Annotated in this window: 20 protein-coding genes; 8 read left to right on the top strand and 12 right to left on the bottom strand. The window is 39.8% G+C overall.

Translation table 11 applies throughout. The annotated features are described in order from the left end of the window. Positions 1 to 215 precede the first annotated feature (215 nt). The 3 genes from cobT to AC0QT4_RS00765 form a co-directional block, all read right to left on the bottom strand. Positions 216 to 2,129 (bottom strand): cobaltochelatase subunit CobT, encoded by a 1,914-nt coding sequence (cobT, locus tag AC0QT4_RS00775; protein ID WP_473200014.1) that lies wholly within the window; start codon positions 2,127 to 2,129, stop codon positions 216 to 218. 14 nt (positions 2,130 to 2,143) lie between these two features. After that, positions 2,144 to 3,130 (bottom strand): cobaltochelatase subunit CobS, encoded by a 987-nt coding sequence (gene cobS, locus AC0QT4_RS00770; protein WP_473199812.1) that lies wholly within the window; start codon positions 3,128 to 3,130, stop codon positions 2,144 to 2,146. 509 nt (positions 3,131 to 3,639) lie between these two features. Further along, positions 3,640 to 4,260 (bottom strand): J domain-containing protein, encoded by a 621-nt coding sequence (locus AC0QT4_RS00765; RefSeq protein ID WP_473199811.1) that lies wholly within the window; start codon positions 4,258 to 4,260, stop codon positions 3,640 to 3,642. A gap of 120 nt (positions 4,261 to 4,380) precedes the next feature. On the opposite strand from AC0QT4_RS00765, the gene AC0QT4_RS00760 reads away from it, so the two are divergent. Beyond that, positions 4,381 to 4,659 (top strand): BolA family protein, encoded by a 279-nt coding sequence (locus AC0QT4_RS00760; protein ID WP_473199810.1) that lies wholly within the window; start codon positions 4,381 to 4,383, stop codon positions 4,657 to 4,659. A 22-nt stretch (positions 4,660 to 4,681) separates the two neighbouring features. Here AC0QT4_RS00760 and AC0QT4_RS00755 read toward each other — a convergent pair whose 3' ends face one another. Together AC0QT4_RS00755 and AC0QT4_RS00750 are read right to left on the bottom strand one after the other, a co-directional pair. Next, complete coding sequence (locus tag AC0QT4_RS00755; protein ID WP_473199809.1) at positions 4,682 to 5,650, bottom strand: tyrosine recombinase XerC; 969 nt, start codon at positions 5,648 to 5,650, stop codon at positions 4,682 to 4,684. A 3-nt stretch (positions 5,651 to 5,653) separates the two neighbouring features. Continuing rightward, positions 5,654 to 6,475 (bottom strand): SapC family protein, encoded by an 822-nt coding sequence (locus tag AC0QT4_RS00750; RefSeq protein ID WP_473199808.1) that lies wholly within the window; start codon positions 6,473 to 6,475, stop codon positions 5,654 to 5,656. A gap of 132 nt (positions 6,476 to 6,607) precedes the next feature. Between AC0QT4_RS00750 and rimM the strand changes: the two genes are divergently transcribed. The 7 genes from rimM to AC0QT4_RS00715 all read left to right on the top strand — a co-directional run bounded on the left by rimM (position 6,608) and on the right by AC0QT4_RS00715 (position 12,690). Further along, positions 6,608 to 7,165 (top strand): ribosome maturation factor RimM, encoded by a 558-nt coding sequence (gene rimM / locus AC0QT4_RS00745; protein ID WP_473199807.1) that lies wholly within the window; start codon positions 6,608 to 6,610, stop codon positions 7,163 to 7,165. 264 nt (positions 7,166 to 7,429) lie between these two features. Continuing rightward, on the top strand, positions 7,430 to 8,128 hold the full coding sequence (gene trmD / locus AC0QT4_RS00740) for a tRNA (guanosine(37)-N1)-methyltransferase TrmD (protein WP_473199806.1): 699 nt from the start codon (positions 7,430 to 7,432) through the stop codon (positions 8,126 to 8,128). A 210-nt stretch (positions 8,129 to 8,338) separates the two neighbouring features. Next, entirely contained in the window at positions 8,339 to 8,779 is a 441-nt protein-coding gene (rplS, locus tag AC0QT4_RS00735) for a 50S ribosomal protein L19 (RefSeq protein ID WP_473199805.1), read from the top strand. A 461-nt stretch (positions 8,780 to 9,240) separates the two neighbouring features. Continuing rightward, positions 9,241 to 9,642: a succinate dehydrogenase, cytochrome b556 subunit gene (gene sdhC / locus AC0QT4_RS00730; RefSeq protein ID WP_473199804.1), complete on the top strand. Its 402-nt coding sequence runs from the start codon at positions 9,241 to 9,243 to the stop codon at positions 9,640 to 9,642. Between the two features lie 18 nt (positions 9,643 to 9,660). After that, positions 9,661 to 10,047, top strand: a complete 387-nt coding sequence (gene sdhD / locus AC0QT4_RS00725; protein ID WP_473199803.1) for a succinate dehydrogenase, hydrophobic membrane anchor protein — start codon at positions 9,661 to 9,663, stop codon at positions 10,045 to 10,047. Between the two features lie 4 nt (positions 10,048 to 10,051). Further along, positions 10,052 to 11,896, top strand: coding sequence for a succinate dehydrogenase flavoprotein subunit (sdhA, locus tag AC0QT4_RS00720; RefSeq protein ID WP_473199802.1), 1,845 nt, complete (start codon positions 10,052 to 10,054; stop codon positions 11,894 to 11,896). A gap of 14 nt (positions 11,897 to 11,910) precedes the next feature. Further along, positions 11,911 to 12,690: a succinate dehydrogenase iron-sulfur subunit gene (locus AC0QT4_RS00715; RefSeq protein ID WP_473199801.1), complete on the top strand. Its 780-nt coding sequence runs from the start codon at positions 11,911 to 11,913 to the stop codon at positions 12,688 to 12,690. A 1,095-nt stretch (positions 12,691 to 13,785) separates the two neighbouring features. On the opposite strand, the gene virB11 is transcribed toward AC0QT4_RS00715, so the two are convergent. From virB11 to AC0QT4_RS00680, 7 genes are all read right to left on the bottom strand, one after another. Then, a complete protein-coding gene (gene virB11, locus AC0QT4_RS00710) occupies positions 13,786 to 14,850 on the bottom strand; it encodes a P-type DNA transfer ATPase VirB11 (protein ID WP_473200013.1) in 1,065 nt (354 codons plus the stop codon). Continuing rightward, entirely contained in the window at positions 14,822 to 16,000 is a 1,179-nt protein-coding gene (gene virB10 / locus AC0QT4_RS00705) for a type IV secretion system protein VirB10 (protein WP_473200012.1), read from the bottom strand. The genes virB11 and virB10 overlap by 29 nt, the downstream gene beginning before the upstream one ends. Further along, positions 16,000 to 16,806, bottom strand: a complete 807-nt coding sequence (virB9, locus tag AC0QT4_RS00700) for a P-type conjugative transfer protein VirB9 (protein ID WP_473199800.1) — start codon at positions 16,804 to 16,806, stop codon at positions 16,000 to 16,002. Before virB9 ends, virB10 begins: the two co-directional genes overlap by 1 nt. A gap of 13 nt (positions 16,807 to 16,819) precedes the next feature. Further along, on the bottom strand, positions 16,820 to 17,518 hold the full coding sequence (locus AC0QT4_RS00695; RefSeq protein ID WP_473199799.1) for a VirB8 family type IV secretion system protein: 699 nt from the start codon (positions 17,516 to 17,518) through the stop codon (positions 16,820 to 16,822). After that, on the bottom strand, positions 17,515 to 17,658 hold the full coding sequence (locus tag AC0QT4_RS00690; protein ID WP_241437739.1) for a TrwH protein: 144 nt from the start codon (positions 17,656 to 17,658) through the stop codon (positions 17,515 to 17,517). The genes AC0QT4_RS00695 and AC0QT4_RS00690 overlap by 4 nt, the downstream gene beginning before the upstream one ends. A 182-nt stretch (positions 17,659 to 17,840) precedes the next feature. Further along, positions 17,841 to 18,701 carry a TrbL/VirB6 family protein gene (locus tag AC0QT4_RS00685; RefSeq protein WP_473199797.1) on the bottom strand — a complete coding sequence of 287 codons (861 nt, stop codon included), beginning with the start codon at positions 18,699 to 18,701 and terminating at the stop codon, positions 17,841 to 17,843. Between the two features lie 217 nt (positions 18,702 to 18,918). Continuing rightward, positions 18,919 to 19,626 carry a TrbJ/VirB5 family protein gene (locus AC0QT4_RS00680; protein WP_473199798.1) on the bottom strand — a complete coding sequence of 236 codons (708 nt, stop codon included), beginning with the start codon at positions 19,624 to 19,626 and terminating at the stop codon, positions 18,919 to 18,921. Between the last annotated feature and the right edge of the window lie 20 nt (positions 19,627 to 19,646).

Genomic DNA, 19,646 nt, shown 5'->3' with positions numbered 1-19,646 from the left:
TCATCCATCAATAAAGATTGTTTCCTTTTATGTCATAAGGAGGCGGGGAGTGGTCAAAATCGTTTAAGAAAAAACGAACGATGTTTCTCGTGAAGCGTTTAAATATGAAAGTCTTTAACAGTATTGAGAGCTGAAAAATATACAAATGTAATATAATGGTGCTAGTTTGGATAGATGCCTCTTCCAAGGTCATAACGTGCTATCGTGCGGCTGATTTAAAAAGTTCTTTTTAATCTTTTATGGCGATGAGATTTTTTATTGCTAAAGAGCCCTTCTAATTGCTTTGTTATAGCACTGGCGAGCTCTTCAGCATTCATAATTGTAACAGCATGTTGATAGTAGCGCGTGACATCATGCCCAATACCAATGGCAATGAGTTCTATAGGAGAATGGGTTTGGATTTCTTGAATCACTGCGCGTAAATGTTTTTCCAGATAATTGCTGGAATTAACCGATAGAGTTGAATCATCAACAGGAGCTCCATCAGAAATGACCATGAGAATGCGGCGTTGTTCTCGTCGTGATAAAAGGCGTTGATGAGCCCAAATCAAGGCTTCACCATCGATGTTTTCTTTTAGCAATCCCTCCTGCATCATTAAACCTAAATTACGCCGTGCTCGACGCCATGAGGTATCGGCACTTTTATAGATGATATGACACAAATCGTTGAGGCGTCCTGGATTATGGGGTTTATTTTGGCTAAGCCACTGTTCGCGCGATTTTCCGCCTTTCCAAGTTTTTGTGGTAAAGCCTAAAATTTCAACTTTGACACCGCAACGTTCAAGTGTTTGTGCTAAAATATCTGCACAACTTGCCGCAACAGTAATTGGTCGTCCGCGCATTGATCCTGAATTATCAATGAGAAGAGAAACAACGGTATCACGAAAATGAGTGTTGCTTTCCATTTTGAAAGAAAGTGGTTGCATTGGGTCAATGATAAGACGGGAAAGCTTTGCTGTATCAAGATATCCTTCCTCAAGATCAAAATTCCAATTACGATTTTGTTGTGCCATAAGACGGCGCTGTAGGCGATTGGCTAAACGCCCGACAATGTTTTGCAGATGATTGATTTGCTTATCAAGATAATGACGCAACTGATCCAATTCGTTTTCAGAACAAAAATCTGTCGCTTCTAGAACTTCATCAAATTGTCGGGTAAAAACTTTATAATTACCAAGTCTTTCCATTTGTTCTGAAACAGTGAAAAGGCGTTTGGATTGGCTCGATTTTTTTTGCCAAGGTCTTTTGTCTTGTTTTTCCTCGGCTTTATCGCTGTCATTTGATTGTGTTGCTGGCGTTTTCCCGTTGTTTTTTGCATCACTTTCTTGTTCTGTTGTTGCTTGTTCCTCACTTTGTGTCTTTTTCTCTCTGTTGCTTTCTTCTCCTGCTTGATGTTCAGGTTCACACTGGTTTTTTAATTTTTTATTGTTTTCACTGTCAGAAATTTCTTCTAGTTGGACCGCCATTTTTAAGGCAACAAGCATTTGACGAACAATTCGTGCAAAAGCAGGTTGGTTGTAAATATGGTGTGTTAGTTCGTTCAGTTCTTTTGCAGCTTTTTGTTCAATTTCTTGACGCCATAATTCTAAGACAGGTCCAGATTCTTTTGGGGGAGGGCGTTTCGTTATTTTTTCACGTAATAAAAGCGCAATGGCTTCTTGGATGGGGGCTTCACTTTGAGTGTTAATCTTTTGATAATGGGCCCTTTGATATTTATCGGCAAGCATACTGTCGAGATTTTGGGCAATTCCCTCCATGGTTAAAGTGCCGATTGCTTCAACACGTGTTTGCTCGAGAGCTTCAAAGACGGCACGTGCTTCTGATTCTTGTGGAATAAATTGTGCGTGAATGCGACTATCATGCCATGCCGTGCGTAGAGCCATGGAATCGCCTAATCCGCGTGTAATCGTTATGTCTTTCTTTGTTACATGGTGTGGCAATTCTGGTAAACGCGCATAATGTTCACTCAAAGATGGTCTGTTATGGCTAAAGGAAACTTCAAGCTTGTGCGTACCAGCAATGGCACGGATACAGGTGGAAAGTGCTTTTTTAAAAGCTATAGCATTAAGAGTAGAGGCGGGAGAATCATTGGTTAAATTTTTGCTGTTATCGCCAGTATCGGTAGTCATCATTGACAGATTCCTTAAGGCGAAACACCATGAATGAGTGATTCGGGAAGTTCTTCTCCAAAGGCACGTTGATAAAATTCGGCGACAGTGGCGCGTTCAAGTTCATCACATTTATTGAGAAAAGTCAGTCGAAAGGCAAAGCCAACATTTTGAAAAATGTCCGTATTTTCTGCCCAAGTGATGACTGTGCGTGGGCTCATGACTGTTGAAAGATCTCCATTCATAAAAGATTGGCGTACCATCTCAGCAACATGGACCATTTGTGAGATTGTCTTTTTTCCTTCTGTTGTTTGGAAAGATTTGACCTTTGAACAAACAATGTGAACCTCTTTATCATGAGGTAAATAATTGAGTATTGTCACAAGAGACCAGCGGTCCATTTGGGCTTGATTGATTTGTTGTGTGCCATGATAAAGTCCTGTTGTATCACCAAGACCAATGGTATTTGCAGTTGCAAAAAGGCGAAAGGCTGAATGCGGCGTGATGACACGGCTTTGGTCAAGCAAGCTTAGTCGTCCTGAAGCTTCGAGAACGCGTTGAATGACAAACATAACATCGGGACGACCTGCATCATATTCATCGAAAACAAGAGCAATGTTGTTTTGATAAGCCCAAGGCAAAATGCCCTCTTTAAATTCAGTGATTTGGAGTCCATCTTTCAAAACAATGGCATCTTTTCCTACAAGATCAATACGGCTGACATGGCTGTCGAGATTAATTCGTATACAAGGCCAATTAAGACGTGCCGCAACTTGTTCAATATGTGTCGATTTCCCAGTGCCATGATAACCGGAAATCATGACACGACGGTTAAATGCAAAACCCGCTAAAATCGCTAAAGTTGTTGGCTGATCAAAAATATAATCAGGATCTATATCGGGGACGTGGGCGCTTTTCGTGCTAAAAGCAGGGACTTTCATATCCGTATCAACATTAAACAGATCACGAGCACAAAGGGTGAGATCGGGCACATTTTCAACTGTTAGCTTTGTTTTTGTCATTGTTTTTCCGGAAGGGAAAGGGTGCTCTTTGTTCATTCGTTAAAAAACGATACAAGAGTTAGAACACTTATGCAATGCCCTATAATGAGACTTTTGGATATCAGAGAAGCCTTTTATCAGATGTTCTCTCATATGTTGCAACAAGTTGGCACCATTACACTCTTTTTTAGCGCAAAATGTTGCAACAATTCCTGCTATTTAGACGTTTCATTAAAGGCATTTTTACTCCTTTTTTTTCGTTGTGTATTCGCACGAGAGGCTTACTTGTGATGTGCAAAGGGATGGTTTTGATTGATATTCAACATGAGCAGGATTGAAATGAGAAAATCTGAGGATATTTGTGCCCCTCATTCAAGAGGCAAAACGACAAATTATAGGCATGTAAAATATTACGAAAACGTTCTTCTGAAGAACGGTTGCCACCATTGGAATCGGGTTATCTTTATAAATCAAGACCTTGCTAAAAGTATGCTTCGTATAAGAATAGGTTTATATGGGGATGCGTTCCTCTAGCACAAACCAGATTTTTTAAGCAAATTATAGGCATGCAAAACATCGCGAAAACGTTCTTCTGAAGAACGGTTGCCGCCATTGGAATCGGGATGGTGTTTCTTTACAAGCTCTTTATATTTTGTTTTGATATCTTCAGATGAAGCGTTTGCTGGTAATCCCAATGTTTCAAAAGCTTTCGCTTCTAAGGGCTTTAATTTTCGTGATAAATTATTGGTTGAATGACGTTTGGTAAAGAGCGTGAAGGGATCACGCATACGGTTTTGGTAAGCAGCTGTTCCAGAGCGAATTTGTGCGTAATGTGCAGCTGTTTTTTTTGATGTGCCATTACTAAAATCGGTAGGCCATGTTGGACGATGTCCTGTAAGGGCATCCTTTTGGAACTTTGCAATATCTTTATCACTAAGGCCAGAGAAATAATTGAAATTTTTATTATAAGCACGCACGTGATCAATACAAAAAAACAGATATTGACCTTCGTGATTTCGACCTGCTGGCGCTTTATGGGCGCCTGCTTTCTCACAGCCTTCCCATTGACATTGCTGTACTTGTGATTCAGCCTGATCTTTTTTATTGGAGCTGATTCGAATTGAGTCGAATAATTTAGATGTTGTTACCATGTCTTTAGGTTTATGCAAAATTGATCGGTTTGACAAGAATTGACTTTTGAAAAATTTGTTCCCACACTCTTTGTTGACTAAAAAAGCCCATTCCAGAATTCATTTTTTTAAGGAACAAAAATGTCTACTCCAATTCAAACAATAATCACGATGAAACTCCAAGATGCTTTTCATCCACAAAAACTTGAAGTCATTAACGAGAGTCATCTTCATGAAGGGCATCCCCATGAAGAGCATGCTTTTGATGGGAAAGGGGAAACGCACTTTCGGGTGAAAATTCTCTCTTCTTCTTTTGCAAGCATGACGCGTGTGGAGATCCATCGAGCAATTTATCAAGTCTTGCAAAAAGAACTTGCTACTTCTGTTCATGCTTTGGCACTTGAAGTTGGATCCGTTTAATTTCTCTTTTTGTTTAAATTTTTCAAGAACGGGGATGCGCTTTTTGATAAATTTCTAATAAGCGGTCTGTATCAATATGGGTATAGACTTGCGTGGTGGAAAGGCTGCTATGGCCAAGAAGTTCTTGAATGGTTCGCAAATCTCCCCCCCGTGATAAAAGATGGGTGGCAAAAGAATGACGCAATGTATGGGGGGTGGCGGTTTCTGGTAAACCAAGACTTGCACGTAAGTTGCGAACAGCACGTTGAATTATGGCTGGCTGTAAAGGACCACCACGAGCACCACGAAACATTGGTTGGTTATTTGCCAAAGGATACGGGCAGCATTTGAGGTAATTGTGGACCGTTTCGTAGACAATTTTTATGAGCGGAACGAGGCGCGTTTTTTGACCCTTTCCAGTGACAAACAAACTCGTTTTTTCAGGATCAGAAAATTGTTCCGGTGTAAGTGCTAGAGCTTCTGATATCCGCATGCCACAGCCATAAAGAAGCATCAAAACAGCAGCATTGCGGGCAGTAATCCATGCCTCATTCTCCTGTTGATTTTCTTGTTTAACGATATGAAGGGCTGATTTTATAGCCAAAGGTTTTGGAAGCGATTTTGGTTGTTTTGGGGTTCTAACAAGCTTAGCAGCAGGGACATTGACGATGCCTTCTCGAGATAAATATCTAAAAAAAGAACGCAAACCCGCTATCCCACGGCTTAAAGAGCGAGCGCTGACCTTCTGTGTCCGACGATAAGCCAAATAAGCGCGCAAATCAATAACGCGCAAATTGGCTAGATCATCAAAAGTTGGCTCACATCCTAAATGTTGACAGAGAAAAAACAAAAATTGCCGCGTATCGCGTTCATAAGCTTGTGCTGTTTTTGTTGCCATACGTCGTGTTTGCACAAGATTATCTAACCAGTTTTTCCTTGCCGTTAAAAGGGCATGGTTGGCTGGAATCAGCAAGACATCTTTGCTTTTTCTATTGTCTTTTTTTGTGGGCATTTCTTAATTGAGGGTTTCTTTCTTTTTCAGTGTTTCCTTTTCAGAGTTATCGCTGTCTTTTTGTAGGGACTCTTCGTGATTCATAAGGCGCTTTTCACCTTTTAGAGAGAGTATTTTTAAAAGATTGTGCGTTGACATCAGATGCGCAAAAATTAACCCTAAAAAGCCGTTTTTATGGAGTTTGGCAAGTTGATTTGCCGAGAGTTTATTGAGTTTTTCTTCATCAACAACCCAAAAATGTTCCAATTGCGCTGAAAGGCCTTTGTCATTTTTTACATTGATGGATTTTTGACTAAGAAGGTCCATCTCCACAAGAGCATCAATAAATTCAGTGGTTTTTTCCATAGCAATTTTAAAGCTTTCAAGAAAATGAATACGCTCTTCCATAAAAGGAGAAATAGATCCATCTGAATTAAAGAGCTCTGTTCCTGCAACTTCATTGAACATGCCTGATTGCTGATCAAAACAAACGGAAAGTTCTTTTTCATTTTGCAGTTGTGCAAGAACAAAAGGATAACGACGGACAAAGGCCGGAACATAAGTATTTCGTTCCCAATTTTTATCAGAGGTGATGTAATCATTTTCGTCGTTAGAAAGACCGACAAGAGCAGCTGATGTGTAGTGTTTTTTCTTATTCTCGTCCTCTGCACACATAAACAAGATAGGGTAATCTAGGGCAGCTTGAAAATACTCACTACTTGCTAAAGGAACCCAATGTGTATCTTTGGCGAAGGACATATCGCTTGGAGGAGAAAATTTAAGGTTTTTATGGGTAACTTTATTAATTGGGGTAATATCTTTGTACAACAGCATAATATTTGCCATAAGGCTTCTCCTTATTATTCATTTGTTTTTGTTACCAAGAAAGGTCTTTTTGGAAGATTTTGATATGGCAACAAGATTTAATAGCAAAGTTATAAGACTTAGGGAATCATTTTGAAGAGATGATATTTTTATATGGAATATAATGGAAAAAAGCTTAAAAATAAAGTCCACCTTGCCATTATTGGTGTCCCTCATGGTATAAAAGGGGATGTTTTGATCAAAGTTTTAAGTGCTGAACCCCAGCGCTTAAAAGCTTATGGTACTCTTTATGATGATGGAGGGCGCTCTTATGAAATTGTAACGCTTCGCATGCAAAAAAAGAATGCGATTGTGCATTTTAAAGGGATTGAAGATCGCAATGCTGCTGAGAATTTAAAAGGGATTCACCTTTATGTTTCTCGTGATCAATTGCTTGATGATTTGGATGAGGATGAATTTTATCAAGTTGATTTAATTGGGCTTCGTGTTCAAGATTGTGTTGATCAAATTTTAGGAGAGGTGAGTGGTTTTTTTAATTTTGGAGCTGGTGATTTGCTTGAAATACGCTTGAATACAGGAAAAACTGTACTTATTCCGTTTAGCAAGGCAGCAGTGCTAGAAATTTGCATTGCTTATGGTTTTCTTGTTGTTGATCCAGTGGCCGCTGGTTTGAGCGATGATAAAAAGATTGAGGGTTTGAAGCAAAAATAAAAAATTAAAAGTGACGGCAACAAAATGAAAAGTGAAAAAAACACAAGAATTAAGTTTTTGAACAGATGTGTTGGCGTTTTATCCTGAAATGTTTTGGGATTTTTAGAGCTTCTTAGCAGGGTAAGCACTCAAAAGAGCCGATAGGGTGATTGGAGACAGTGCAAGTGAGCGATTTTGCTTTGGATAAAGATTATAGCGTTGATGATACACTGGTTGATACTGATTGTAGTATGACTTGGGCGAAAGGTGAAATGAAAGAATAAAATGAAGTTTCAAGCACGCATTTTAACACTTTATCCTGAAATGTTTCCTGGATTTTTAGGGTATTCCTTAGCAGGGCAGGCTTTAAAGAAGGGAATATGGTCATTGGAGACAGTGCAAATTAGAGATTTTGCTTTAGATAAACACCATAGCGTTGATGATACACCAGCTGGTGGTGGCGTTGGTATGGTGATGCGGGCGGATGTGTTAGCGGCCGCACTCGATAGTTGTCCACATGATTCGCCAAGATTGTTGATGAGTCCACGTGGGCGACCTTTTAACCAAACTTATGCGCGCTCTTTGGCATGTGAATCGGGAGTAACCTTGGTTTGTGGGCGTTTTGAAGGCGTCGATGAGCGGGTCATAGAAGCGCGGAAATTGGAGGAAGTCTCCATCGGTGATTATATTCTTTCAGGGGGAGAAACGGCGGCATTGGTTGTTTTGGATGCACTTATCCGTCTTCTTCCTGGCGTTATGGGGAATGCACTTTCTGGAGAGTGTGAAAGTTTCGAGAATGGTTTGTTGGAACATCCTCACTATACGCGTCCTGCTGTTTTCGAAGGACGAACTATTCCACCAGTGTTAACATCAGGCCATCACAAAGCTATCGCGGATTGGCGCCAACAACAAGCTGAACTGATAACACGTCAACGTCGTCCTGATCTTTATGCACGTTATCATAAAAATCGTCAGAAAACTTGATTCATCTTGTAAGGTAGTGTATTGCATAGCTCTCTCTTGAGAGCGTTTTTCTGTGAAGAATGTTCTGTCGTTCCAAGATAATGAAGAAATGGTGTATTCGCTCCTGCATAAAGCATAGCCTAAAGAACTTCTTTTCTTTGTATGAAAAGGCTTTTTCGGTAAAAGTTGAGCGCTCTGACTGTTCGATAAAGAATATGAAGGATGAAAGAAATGAATATTATCGCACAGCTTGAAGCTGAACAATGTGCAAAAATTGAAGCAAAGCGCCAATTACCTGCTTTCCAACCAGGCGATACAGTTCGTGTCATGGTGCGCGTGACTGAAGGCACACGGACTCGTGTTCAGGCATATGAAGGAGTTTGTATTGCACGTTCAGGCGGTGGGTTGAATGAAACTTTTACAGTGCGTAAGATTTCTTATGGCGAAGGTGTTGAGCGCGTTTTTCCAATTTATTCTCCCTTGATTGAAGCTGTTGAACTTGTGCGTCGCGGTAAAGTGCGTCGTGCAAAACTTTATTATCTTCGTGGCTTGAGAGGTAAAGCTGCGCGTATCGCGGAAAAAAGAGATTACCGGAAAAAAGCTGAAAAAAATGCTGGACCTACAGAAGGAACAGCCGTTGATTTAGATGCCGCAACACAAGTTTCCGAGTAAGGCTTGTCTCTGCTGGAATTTATGTCAAAGTATCTTTATGCTGCTTCCTAGAAGCTCAAGAAGTAGCTTTGCGTCAGTCTGTAATGTCAAACTTCTCAAAATTTCTGTTCCTTATAATGATGGCTAAAATCTGAAAGTGAAGTTTTCAGAAGAAGAATTGTTGATGTTCAAAAAAAGAATTAAGTATACTTGAAAAAATGTATGTTTCTCTTTGAGAAAAGATGTTAGACCTTTGACGTAAAGATAAAATTGTATTAAATTAAGGCGGGTTTTACAGCTTGTGGCTGTGGAGCAATCGGTTTTTTTATGCGTGACCTTTAATCCGTTATTTGAGATAACCGACCTGTAAGATTGGTATCTTTAAGATGCCAAATTAAGTGGAAATGATAATGCATTTGGCCGTTTTGTGCGAATTTTATCGCTCATAATGCGGTTGTAATAAAGCCAGGTCAGGATGTTTTATGACAGAGACAATTAGGATGAAAGAGCGCCCTCGTTCTCCCCATGTGAGTATTTATCGTTGGACCATCACCATGGCGATGTCCATCGCACATCGTATTACCGGTATGGCTCTTTATTTCGGAATAGTCTTTCTTGCCCTTTGGCTGGTTGCAGTCAGCTGTGGGGCGGAGGCATTTAGAATGGTCAATGAGATTTATAGTTCTTGGCTTGGCCTTTGTGTCTTGTTTCTTTATACTTTAGCTGGGGTTCATCATATGGTTGGTGGTATTCGTCACATTGTTTGGGACCTGAAACCTTGCCTTTTGGCTAAAAAAAAGGCTACGGTGACTGCTTGGGCAACAGTGTTTATTTCTCTTATTGTTACCCTTGTCATTTGGGCTATTGGCTATAGCAATATTTAGCTGGGGGGTGGAGAGGCTATGAAAAAAGATTTTCGAACAGAACTTGCAAAAGTACGCGGGCGTGGAAGTGCTCATGAAGGAACAGAGCATTTTTGGTTGCAGCGTTTGACAGGTTTTATCAATCTACCGCTTTTGATCTTTTTTATCGTTGTTATTCTTTCCCTCGTTGGAAAGGACTATAGCATTGTCCGTGCACGGCTGGCGCACCCTGTTGTTGCTGTTTTAATGGGATTGATGACTCTTTCGGTCCTTTATCATATGAAACTTGGAATGCAGGTGGTTATTGAGGATTATATTCCTCGCGAGGGTTTCCGGTTATTGTTCTTGGTCTTAAATATTTTGTTTTGTTTTGTTTTGGGAGGTGTCATCATTTTTGCTCTTTTGAAAATTGCGTTGGGGGGCTAAAAATATGGTAAGCACAGGATCTCCTCTGAGTGCTAGAGCAGGGAATGTTCCTTATAGCACTGTAGATCATAAATTTGATGTTGTTGTTGTTGGTGCAGGGGGAGCTGGTTTGCGCGCTACGCTTGGTATGGCAGAGCAAGGATTAAAAACAGCTTGTATCACAAAGGTTTTCCCAACGAGGTCACATACGGTTGCAGCACAAGGGGGTATCGCTGCCTCACTTTCTAATATGGGACCTGATAATTGGCAATGGCATTTGTATGATACGGTAAAAGGGTCTGATTGGTTGGGTGATACTGATGCAATGGAGTATTTGGTGCGTAATGCACCTGCTGCTGTGTACGAATTAGAACATTATGGAGTGCCTTTTTCACGAACGCAAGAAGGTAAAATTTATCAACGTCCTTTTGGGGGGCATACAACACAGTTTGGTGAAGGTCCACCTGTGCAACGCACTTGTGCAGCAGCCGATCGCACGGGACATGCCATCTTGCATACCCTTTATGGACAAAGCTTAAAACATAATGCGCAGTTTTTTATTGAATATTTCGCTCTTGATTTGATCATGACTGATGGTGTGTGTACCGGTGTTGTGGCGTGGAATCTTGATGATGGTACAATCCACCGTTTTTCGGCAAAGATGGTGGTTTTGGCAACTGGTGGTTATGGACGAGCTTATTTTTCAGCAACATCAGCACACACCTGTACTGGTGATGGTGGTGGAATGATTGCACGTGCGGGATTGCCCCTTCAGGATATGGAGTTTGTGCAATTTCATCCTACAGGGATTTATGGTTCCGGCTGTCTCATTACTGAAGGAGCGCGTGGTGAAGGGGGCTATTTGGTTAATTCTGAAGGTGAACGCTTTATGGAGCGGTATGCACCTTCCTTTAAGGATTTGGCTTCACGTGATCTCGTTTCACGCTGTATTACACTTGAAATTCGTGAAGGGCGTGGTGTCGGTCCAAGAAAGGATCATATCCATTTGGTCCTCAACCATATTGATCCCGCTATCTTGCATGAGCGTTTACCAGGAATTTCTGAATCCGCGCGGATTTTTGCAGGGGTTGATGTAACAAAAGAACCTATCCCTATCCTTCCTACGGTTCATTATAATATGGGCGGTATTCCTACCAATTATTATGGGGAAGTTCTCAATCCAACAGCTGATTCGCCTGATCGTGTTCAACCAGGTTTGATGGCTGTAGGAGAGGCTGGATGTGCTTCTGTCCATGGTGCTAATCGTTTGGGGTCAAATTCATTGATTGATCTGGTCGTCTTTGGGCGTGCCGCTGCAATTCGTGCCGGTGAGGTCATTGATCGGGATGCGGAAATTCCACCCCTTAATGAGGATGCTGTTGACCAAATTATGGCGCGTTTTGATCGTTTGCGTTTTGCTCAAGGTGGAACACCAACTGCTGTGTTGCGCGAAAAAATGCAACGGACTATGCAAGAAGATGCTGCCGTGTTTCGTACAGAAGAGTCTTTGCAACAAGGATGTCGGCGGATAAGCCAAATTTGGGATGAATTGTCTGATCTCAAAGTAACAGATCGCTCATTGATATGGAATTCTGATTTGGTCGAAACATTAGAGCTTGAGAATCTGATGGCCAATGCAATTACAACTGTTTATTCTGCAGAAGCGCGTTTAGAAAGTCGGGGTGCGCATGCGCGTGAAGATTATCCAGAGCGTGACGACAAAAATTGGCGTAAACATACCCTCTCGCATTTGTCAAAAGAAGGTAAGGTAACTTTGTCCTATCGACCTGTCCATGTCGATCCGTTAACATCTGAAGCAGATGGGGGAATCGACTTAAAACGCATTGCACCTAAAAAACGTGTTTACTAAGGGGAGAATAAACTATGGTACAGATTAAGCTTCCCAAAAATTCTCAAGTAAAACCGGGAAAGGTTTGGCCTAAACCTGAAGGTGCTACCCAACTGACAGAATTTCATGTTTATCGTTGGTCACCAGATGATGACAAAAATCCTCATCTTGATACCTATTATGTAGATCGTTCCGCTTGCGGTCCAATGATTCTCGATGGACTTTTATTTATCAAGAATCATATTGATCCAACTTTGACACTTCGTCGCTCATGCCGTGAAGGAATTTGTGGTTCATGTGCCATGAATATTGATGGGACGAATACATTGGCTTGTACCAAAGGGATGGATGATGTGAAGCATCCCATTAAGGTATATCCTTTGCCTTCCATGCCTGTTGTTAAAGATTTGGTGCCTGATTTAAAGCGCTTCTATGCCCAACATCGTGTGATTGAGCCTTGGTTGCAAACCGTTTCTCCTGAACCTGCGAAAGAGTGGTTACAAAGCCATTCCGATCGTCAAAAAATTGATGGGCTTTATGAGTGTATTTTGTGTGCTTGTTGTCAAACATCATGTCCAAGTTATTGGTGGAACGGTGATCGTTATTTAGGACCAGCTATTTTGCTTCAAGCTTATCGCTGGATTGCTGATTCACGTGATGAGATGTGTGGTGAGCGCCTTGATAATTTAGAAGATCCTTTCCGACTTTATCGCTGTCATACGATTATGAATTGTACGCAAACTTGTCCAAAAGGGCTAAATCCAGCTAAGGCAATTGCTGAGATTAAAAAACTCATGGTTGAACGCCGTCTTTAAAAAACTTATCAGTTCATCAGAATCATATGAGAAATGAGAAGATCGGTAAGGTTTTTGCATTTTTTCAAAGGTATACACGGAATTTAATTTACAAAAGCTTATTGGCTTTATAGGCAAATTAAAAAATAATACTTCTTACCCTTAAAAAGGGAGCGTCTTTTCTTTTGAGCAAAAAAGATGATTCATTGTAAAACTCTATCTTGAATGTCAAATACATAAAGAAAGGGATTTACGCTGTCTAGAGAGTTATGGTTCCCCCATAAGGCGCGCTTAATCCTCATAAATCTTTAGAGGCAACCAATTTTGTCTTCTTTTATAGTATGAAAACAGAAATCTTCACTGTCGTTTAAGTTTTTATTTTCTCATAATTTTTGAACAGTAAAGTATAGGCGGTGTATATTTTTTAAGCAGAAGATTATAAGCACAATTGTACCGATCATTGGGAAGTAATCTGCAATACTGTAAAATTACGTAGAAGAATAATCCATACAATAAGGCAAATTAGCATCAAAGAAAGAGTGGAAATTGGTTTCAAGATATTTGGGGACGCAATTTTGGTTTGTTTGCAAAAAAGAGTATGGCACAAAAAAGCATTCAATGGCAATTGATCGTAATGGCACTTTAATGAGCTGCAATAGATTATTACTCTATTAGCGAATTGGAATGTAATTTTTTTCAAGTTGAACTTATAATGCATGAAGCTTTATTCGTATCGATAGATTGTATAAAAAATATTTGATTAAAAAACATCTGTGTTGATGGCAAGCAGATGAAGCATAGAGTTTTTGAATGGTAAGTCGCTGTCTTTAAGATGGCAATAATTTGTGCTTTTCGAAGGTGCGTCTTTCATAGAATTCTTCATTAAGATGTGAATTGTTAAGATATCTATTTTTATAACGATTTAAAAAAATATCGTGCTTGATTTCGTTTTTCTGAAGGCTTTTTACCGTCAATTTCTTCTTTGTTATAAAAGCGTGAGAGTTATCAAAGATAACAAGGAGAAGAAAAATTTGTTTCAAAGGGTTGTAAAAAAAGACGCAACAACTTGTTGCGTCTTTAGTTGTTTGCAAGATCTTCATTAGAAAAGATTCCTATTTAGACTATCTTGGATTTAGAAAAAATTGGATCATAAAAGACCTCAGAGAGCTTTCTATCCTTGAAAAACAACACGACATCCACTGTCGTGTAAAGCACTATCTTTATCATTTCTAAATCGAGTTGACGACCAATCTCAGACCTTTTGATCAATGTGGCGCATCGTTCGAATGTTTGCAAAGCATTGTTGGCGTGTGTTGTTGTAATTGACCCAGGATGCCCAGTATTCAAAGAGTTGAGATATTCCCATGCCTCGTTGCCACGAAGTTCTGCAAGGAAAATACGGTCAGGTGATTGACGCATACAGGCATCTAGGCACTCATCAGCTGAAACACGGCCTGCACCATTACCATAAAGCATATGGACATGGTTAGGGTGATTGGGAAGAAAAAGCTCATGAACATCCTCAATGGTGATAATACGCTCTTCTATAGGCACTTTTTCAATTAAGGAACGAGCAAATGTTGTTTTTCCCGATCCTGTTTTACCTGCAATGATGATGTTGCGTTTATACAGTACGCATTTTTCTAAAAACTCAAGAATCTTTCTCTCACGTTTAAGATGCAAGAGTTGTACTTCAAACGGCTCTAACCGAGTAAAATCTTGCTTTGATAATAAATCATTTGCTGCTTTCTCTGAAGGTTTGTTGAAACTCACATCGGAAAAATCATTCAGTGCGCCTTCACTGTTGAGTTCCTCTAACGTTTTAACCGTGAGAGAATGTTTGCGAATCATAAAAGAGAGTGTCCCATCTATGACTGTGGGGCTTTGTACAATCGTACCACGCTGTCCTCCAGGTAACCGCACATAATTAATGCTTTTGGGAGCCATACCATTATAAACAATAATCGCTGTGATAAGCGTCTGCAAAAAAGCGACTGTTAATTCTGGTACGCTATGAACCTGCCAACCTGTAAAACTTTTTGTCCACACTTCACAAGGACGGCAGATCGATAATTCAGTAACTTTTGGATCTTCTAAGAAATGATCAAGTGGTTGTAAAAGTTGTGCAACTGCTTGATCTTTCTGTATTGGGTTAGCGTGTAACGAGGCTGTAGACATCACTGAAGTCCAGATCACGAGCAACAAAAATATTCACTCTCTCACCTTGGTTTTTATAAAGTGTGGGGACAATGTTGATTGAATTTTGAAGGACATCAGTCACGACCGATTGAGCATTCTGCACACTTTGGACCCCACCTTGAGATTGTGTTTTTTCCTTTTCTTTATTTCCTTGAGTAATTTTTCCTTTTACCCATTCTCCTAAATCACCAATTATACTCACCATGATTGCACCACCGAACCGTTCCCAAAAATGTCTATCGACCCAACCACCGATACCAGCTTCACCAAGAGGGCCCGTGCCCGGTGAGTCGAGATTTACGATAACACCAGAGGGCGTTTCAATACGTGACCATTGTACGAAAACACGCGTTTGTCCCTGTTGTATACCGCTTTGGTAAAAACCAACAACTTTAGATCCGCGATCTAGTAAAACAACACGACCGCTCGTAGAATAAACATCACGCGTTAAATGACAAGTCGTCATTCCTGGTTGTGATGTGATGATTTTTGTTTCTAATGTACAGTCTATCTGAGTCCCCTGCGTAATCAAGAGATCACGGTTATGAAGTTGAACTGCATAGGATTGACCTAATCGTACAGGTTGTAGCTGATCGAATAATACACCACTATTTCCATCGTTTACAGATGCATTATTTTTTGAATTTTTTACAGAGCTTTCGCTACCGCCACCGTTATTAAGACCTGAACTGAACATACGTTTGCGTGCTAACTCTTCAGTGTCTTTGAGCAACTGTGGCGGGAGCGTTGTTTGAAGAAGTTTCGCCCAAGCAGGTGGAATTTCTTGTGTTGAATCCTCAGTTTCTGTTGGTTTTTCTACCTCTTCGACAATCTTGGGTTCTTCTATGACACGAGGAGTATAGCTAGGGATAATTTGTTGCACCGTTTGTTGTGGTTTTTCTTCCTCAACTTCGACTGCATTGCGCATTTTTAAAGCTTTCCAAGTCAAAGCAAGTGGCACTGCTACTACAGCAATGAGCCCTACCATTAACAATGCGCGCGCACCAGGAACTGTAGGACGGCGTTCTTTACCTAGTTCAGAGCTGCCATACGCGCCTTCAATGTATTTTTGTTGGGTGTCGTCCAGTTCTGTAGTCTTGTTGTTCTCATCCCCTTTCTTATTATCGAACATCATTTGTCTCCTTTATTGATGCGATGAACTGCTGAAGATACTGTTCCAGTTGTGTTTGGTATACCATTGGGATCATAGGCTTCATTAAAAACAGCTAAAGCACGTTTGCCAAGTCGTATGAGCCATTTAGGATTGACCTTGTGAACAGCGATAATATCATTGGAACTGCCGATAACTGTCCGTGGTATTAAACTTTCGTTGCCTTCGGCATCCACTACGTAAATTGATGGCATGTCCATATTGGCGGGAAATTTGAAATAGGTAATGCGTCCATTGTCCCAAGCGTTTATCGGAGCAATATCTTGATTGCCACTCATGGTGTAGCTCAGATTATAACCTGCCGCACCTTGATGAAAAGCACGTTCAATGGCAAGTCGTTGTTTGTGTTCCTCTAACCTTTGGGAACCTTCTCTAGGATAATGGAAAGCTAACTCATAAGTAGCTCCAGCACGGTCATTGCGGAATTGTAGTCGAAATTTGTAACTACGTTTATCGGTCACAACGATAAGATTTGTATTGGCAAGTTCCGCTTTAGGTTTAATAAAAATATGTCGCCCTTTATGTGCAAAGGCATAAGCCTCTGAATCACCAAAGGCGTGAGTAATATACTGCTCTCCTTCTTCAAGGATAATATGTGTCGCTACGCCGAGAACCGTTTCAATTTGAATCACATCAGCGGCATTATACATAACATAACGAATGCGATGATCATATTGTGAATTAGATGGAGTTTTGAGTGCCTGCACAGGTGCCGTATAAAAAGCGACAAGTGAGGATAGTAAGGTTATTAACACAATTTTTTTCATAATAATCAATTCCTTAATTATTCAACAATATTTCCGGATCAGCACGGTAACTTGTCACTTGGAAACCAAGTGGATTAAGCAATCGATCAGATGATTTCATTGGTGTACCAACATAGGTGTAACCAATTGTTGCAATTTGATGTTGTTTTGGTCCAACGGTACCAGTAGTGTCATGTTGTTGCGTTGTAAAACGCACTGTTGCTTGGCCACGTCCATTTGGCTGGATTGATCGTACTTTAACTGTAATGCGCCCTTTATTGGAAAGGACTTTGTCACGCCCATTTTCACCTTCGTAGATCTTATAAAATTCCTGTTGAACAGTTGCTGCGCTTAAAAGTGCTGTCGTGCTATAGTTTAGCTGAATGGTATCGTAGTCGTAAGTTTCACGGTTAAGCACATATTGATTAAGCCAATATCTGTCCACAACCTCACCATAACTCGTTTCATGTTCGCGCATCACAGAGATCACATCGACTGCACCAGTTGCGTTATCAACGCGTAACACTAAAGGTGTTGGAGCTGGTTGGGAAAAACCAACAACGCCACACATCATGCCAAACAATCCAAAAATACCAACGACACTGGCTACACGCCATGCTGTTCTGCGTGACCTTAAGAATTCGCTAATGAGTTCACGTTCCAAACCTCGGCTTTCTTCGTAATAACTGTTGAGCTGTTCTGCTTTTACTGGTTTAGCTTGTTTTTTTCTCATATTGCTCCTCGCTGAATTTCATCAGGGACTGTTTTGTTAATAGGTACGCGGTTCCATTGACTTGGTTGCTTTGGCTTAGGAGCCAATCCGCAAGCGGATAAAAGGCTTGCAATCAAAACTGTAAAAATGATTTGTTTCATTTGAACAATCCTCTTTTTTGACTGTAATATATAACTCTAACACTTTTTTATCATTATTTCAATTTTGATTATAAAATAAAGAGTCTATAGTTTTAGATAGTTTTTCTTTTGTTAATTTTGTTTTTCTTATAAAAATATTTTTCTGTGGAACAGATATTTTCTCTTTTGTGGCTGCTATGGGATTATTGTTTTCTGCTTGATGTATTTAATTTCCATAGATGTCCAAATGTAATACCTTTTGCCAAAGCATTAGCAATGCTTGATATTTTGAGTAACAGCACAATGGAGATAATGGACAAGATGAGTGCTCCACCAAGAGCATAACTCACATTCTGATTGCCATCAAATTTTAGCTCTTTCATGTAATTTACAAAGATACTCATCATTAGATTGGATATGGTAGTTAGGAATAGCAGGAGAATTGCATAGCTTAAGATTTGGGTTATCCATTGTTCAAAAAAGCGATAGGTTGGTTGCCAGAGCAAAGCAATGATAAAGATTGGTCCAAGTCCTAAAAGAAGGACAAGTGCGATTTGAGTCAGCAGAATGAATGTGCCGCTAATTGCCGTTAGAGAACTTGTTGCAACTAAGATGAGGATACCAAAGAGACCGTACAGTAGTCCACCAGCATCCAAGAAAGCAGCTTCTTCAAAAGCTTCACTTGCACGGTTAAAACCTTCGGTAGCTGCCATATCAAGTGCGGCGGTCATTTGGGGTATGGTTGATTGAGTTGTTGTTAGTGCAGATAATAAGCTATTAAATGTGTTCATTATCAAATCTGCAATTTCTGACTGATAAAGTCCCGAAGTTAATGCCATTGAAGTAATAATGCTTATCCGTAGGCAACGGTTTACGAAACCAGAGAGAGGCATATCGACTGCACCGCGAATAATAAGCCACCCATATACAATGAAAGCGATACTGAGACCGATTGAGACAACAGGCGTAATTGTAACGATCGCTTTTGATGAAATGTCTGTGATGTATGTATTTGTTATTGTATTAATTTGATTGTAAAGAGGTGTGAATATTCTAAAGTGCATGGTGTTTTTCTTTCATGAATTTTCACTTTTCCATTGTTTTGGAATATTAGTGTATGGTGTCGTTTTTCGCATTTACGTTATTCACAAAAAATATTTTTGAGACTTAAGGAGATTAATTTTTCTATATGTTCTTTAGTCGGTTGGGATTGCACTAAGCATTACACACTAACTTTTTATGATTAGAGAAAGTTTATGGTATGAGCTTGTTATAAAGAGCTTATTGTATTCCTGCAGCTTGTATATATCGTACTTTTATAGTTGGCATTTGTTTGTTGTTATGGCTTAAAATTTTTACATTGCGTTTATATTTTTGCTGGTCGATCAATTTTTGTTCTGCGTCACGTAAATGTGCAACCATTTGCAACTTTGTAGTCTCATTTTGGATCATGGCGAATATACTCTTGATGTGCAGTTGTAATTCAGCAATACTTTTTAGATCTTCTGTATCCCTGACTTTCATTAAATATTGTGCAATGTGCATAAAACGGTTTTCTACTTCATCAAAAACTTGCAAGCTCACGATTTTATCCAAAACAGCTGCATATTGACTGCGGTTTTCGATAAATTTACGTATTTCATAGACTGTATTTTGAAAACTCTCCTCTTCTTGTGTTTGAATGTCTTTAATCAATTTAGGAAATTGTTCTGAAATCTCTGATTGTTTATCTGTAACATAGATGTATTTTGGCTGTGTAAGTAGAAGATCATTGTCATCTTGTAAGTTGCTACTTTGTATTCGAATACCTGTTATAGAATTATGTATTTTTTTTATTTCTTGGTGTTGGGTCTCTGTTTCAATAATCTGTTTTTTCATAACATCGAGCAACTGATCTTCGAATGTTTTTTCACTCTCTTGTGCTCTTAATGTTGAGTTTAATATTCCAAAGAACACACTTATTGCTGTTACAATAATCAGTTTTCTCATGTTACTCTCCTTTAATTCCA

The organism is Bartonella sp. EBT8, from assembly GCF_055796165.1.
The sequence above is the reverse complement of the archived record's forward strand: the minus strand, read 5'-3'. Positions and strand labels throughout refer to the sequence as shown.

Bases quoted from the DNA above. Each gene is read 5' to 3' on its own strand.
- cobT (WP_473200014.1), bottom strand. From the start codon at position 2,129: ATGACTACCGATACTGGCGATAACAGCAAAAATTTAACCAATGATTCT.
- cobS (WP_473199812.1), bottom strand. From the start codon at position 3,130: ATGACAAAAACAAAGCTAACAGTTGAAAATGTGCCCGATCTCACCCTT.
- AC0QT4_RS00765 (WP_473199811.1), bottom strand. From the start codon at position 4,260: ATGGTAACAACATCTAAATTATTCGACTCAATTCGAATCAGCTCCAAT.
- AC0QT4_RS00760 (WP_473199810.1), top strand. From the start codon at position 4,381: ATGTCTACTCCAATTCAAACAATAATCACGATGAAACTCCAAGATGCT.
- AC0QT4_RS00755 (WP_473199809.1), bottom strand. From the start codon at position 5,650: ATGCCCACAAAAAAAGACAATAGAAAAAGCAAAGATGTCTTGCTGATT.
- AC0QT4_RS00750 (WP_473199808.1), bottom strand. From the start codon at position 6,475: ATGGCAAATATTATGCTGTTGTACAAAGATATTACCCCAATTAATAAA.
- rimM (WP_473199807.1), top strand. From the start codon at position 6,608: ATGGAATATAATGGAAAAAAGCTTAAAAATAAAGTCCACCTTGCCATT.
- trmD (WP_473199806.1), top strand. From the start codon at position 7,430: ATGAAGTTTCAAGCACGCATTTTAACACTTTATCCTGAAATGTTTCCT.
- rplS (WP_473199805.1), top strand. From the start codon at position 8,339: ATGAATATTATCGCACAGCTTGAAGCTGAACAATGTGCAAAAATTGAA.
- sdhC (WP_473199804.1), top strand. From the start codon at position 9,241: ATGACAGAGACAATTAGGATGAAAGAGCGCCCTCGTTCTCCCCATGTG.
- sdhD (WP_473199803.1), top strand. From the start codon at position 9,661: ATGAAAAAAGATTTTCGAACAGAACTTGCAAAAGTACGCGGGCGTGGA.
- sdhA (WP_473199802.1), top strand. From the start codon at position 10,052: ATGGTAAGCACAGGATCTCCTCTGAGTGCTAGAGCAGGGAATGTTCCT.
- AC0QT4_RS00715 (WP_473199801.1), top strand. From the start codon at position 11,911: ATGGTACAGATTAAGCTTCCCAAAAATTCTCAAGTAAAACCGGGAAAG.
- virB10 (WP_473200012.1), bottom strand. From the start codon at position 16,000: ATGTTCGATAATAAGAAAGGGGATGAGAACAACAAGACTACAGAACTG.
- virB9 (WP_473199800.1), bottom strand. From the start codon at position 16,806: ATGAAAAAAATTGTGTTAATAACCTTACTATCCTCACTTGTCGCTTTT.
- AC0QT4_RS00695 (WP_473199799.1), bottom strand. From the start codon at position 17,518: ATGAGAAAAAAACAAGCTAAACCAGTAAAAGCAGAACAGCTCAACAGT.
- AC0QT4_RS00690 (WP_241437739.1), bottom strand. From the start codon at position 17,658: ATGAAACAAATCATTTTTACAGTTTTGATTGCAAGCCTTTTATCCGCT.
- AC0QT4_RS00685 (WP_473199797.1), bottom strand. From the start codon at position 18,701: ATGCACTTTAGAATATTCACACCTCTTTACAATCAAATTAATACAATA.
- AC0QT4_RS00680 (WP_473199798.1), bottom strand. From the start codon at position 19,626: ATGAGAAAACTGATTATTGTAACAGCAATAAGTGTGTTCTTTGGAATA.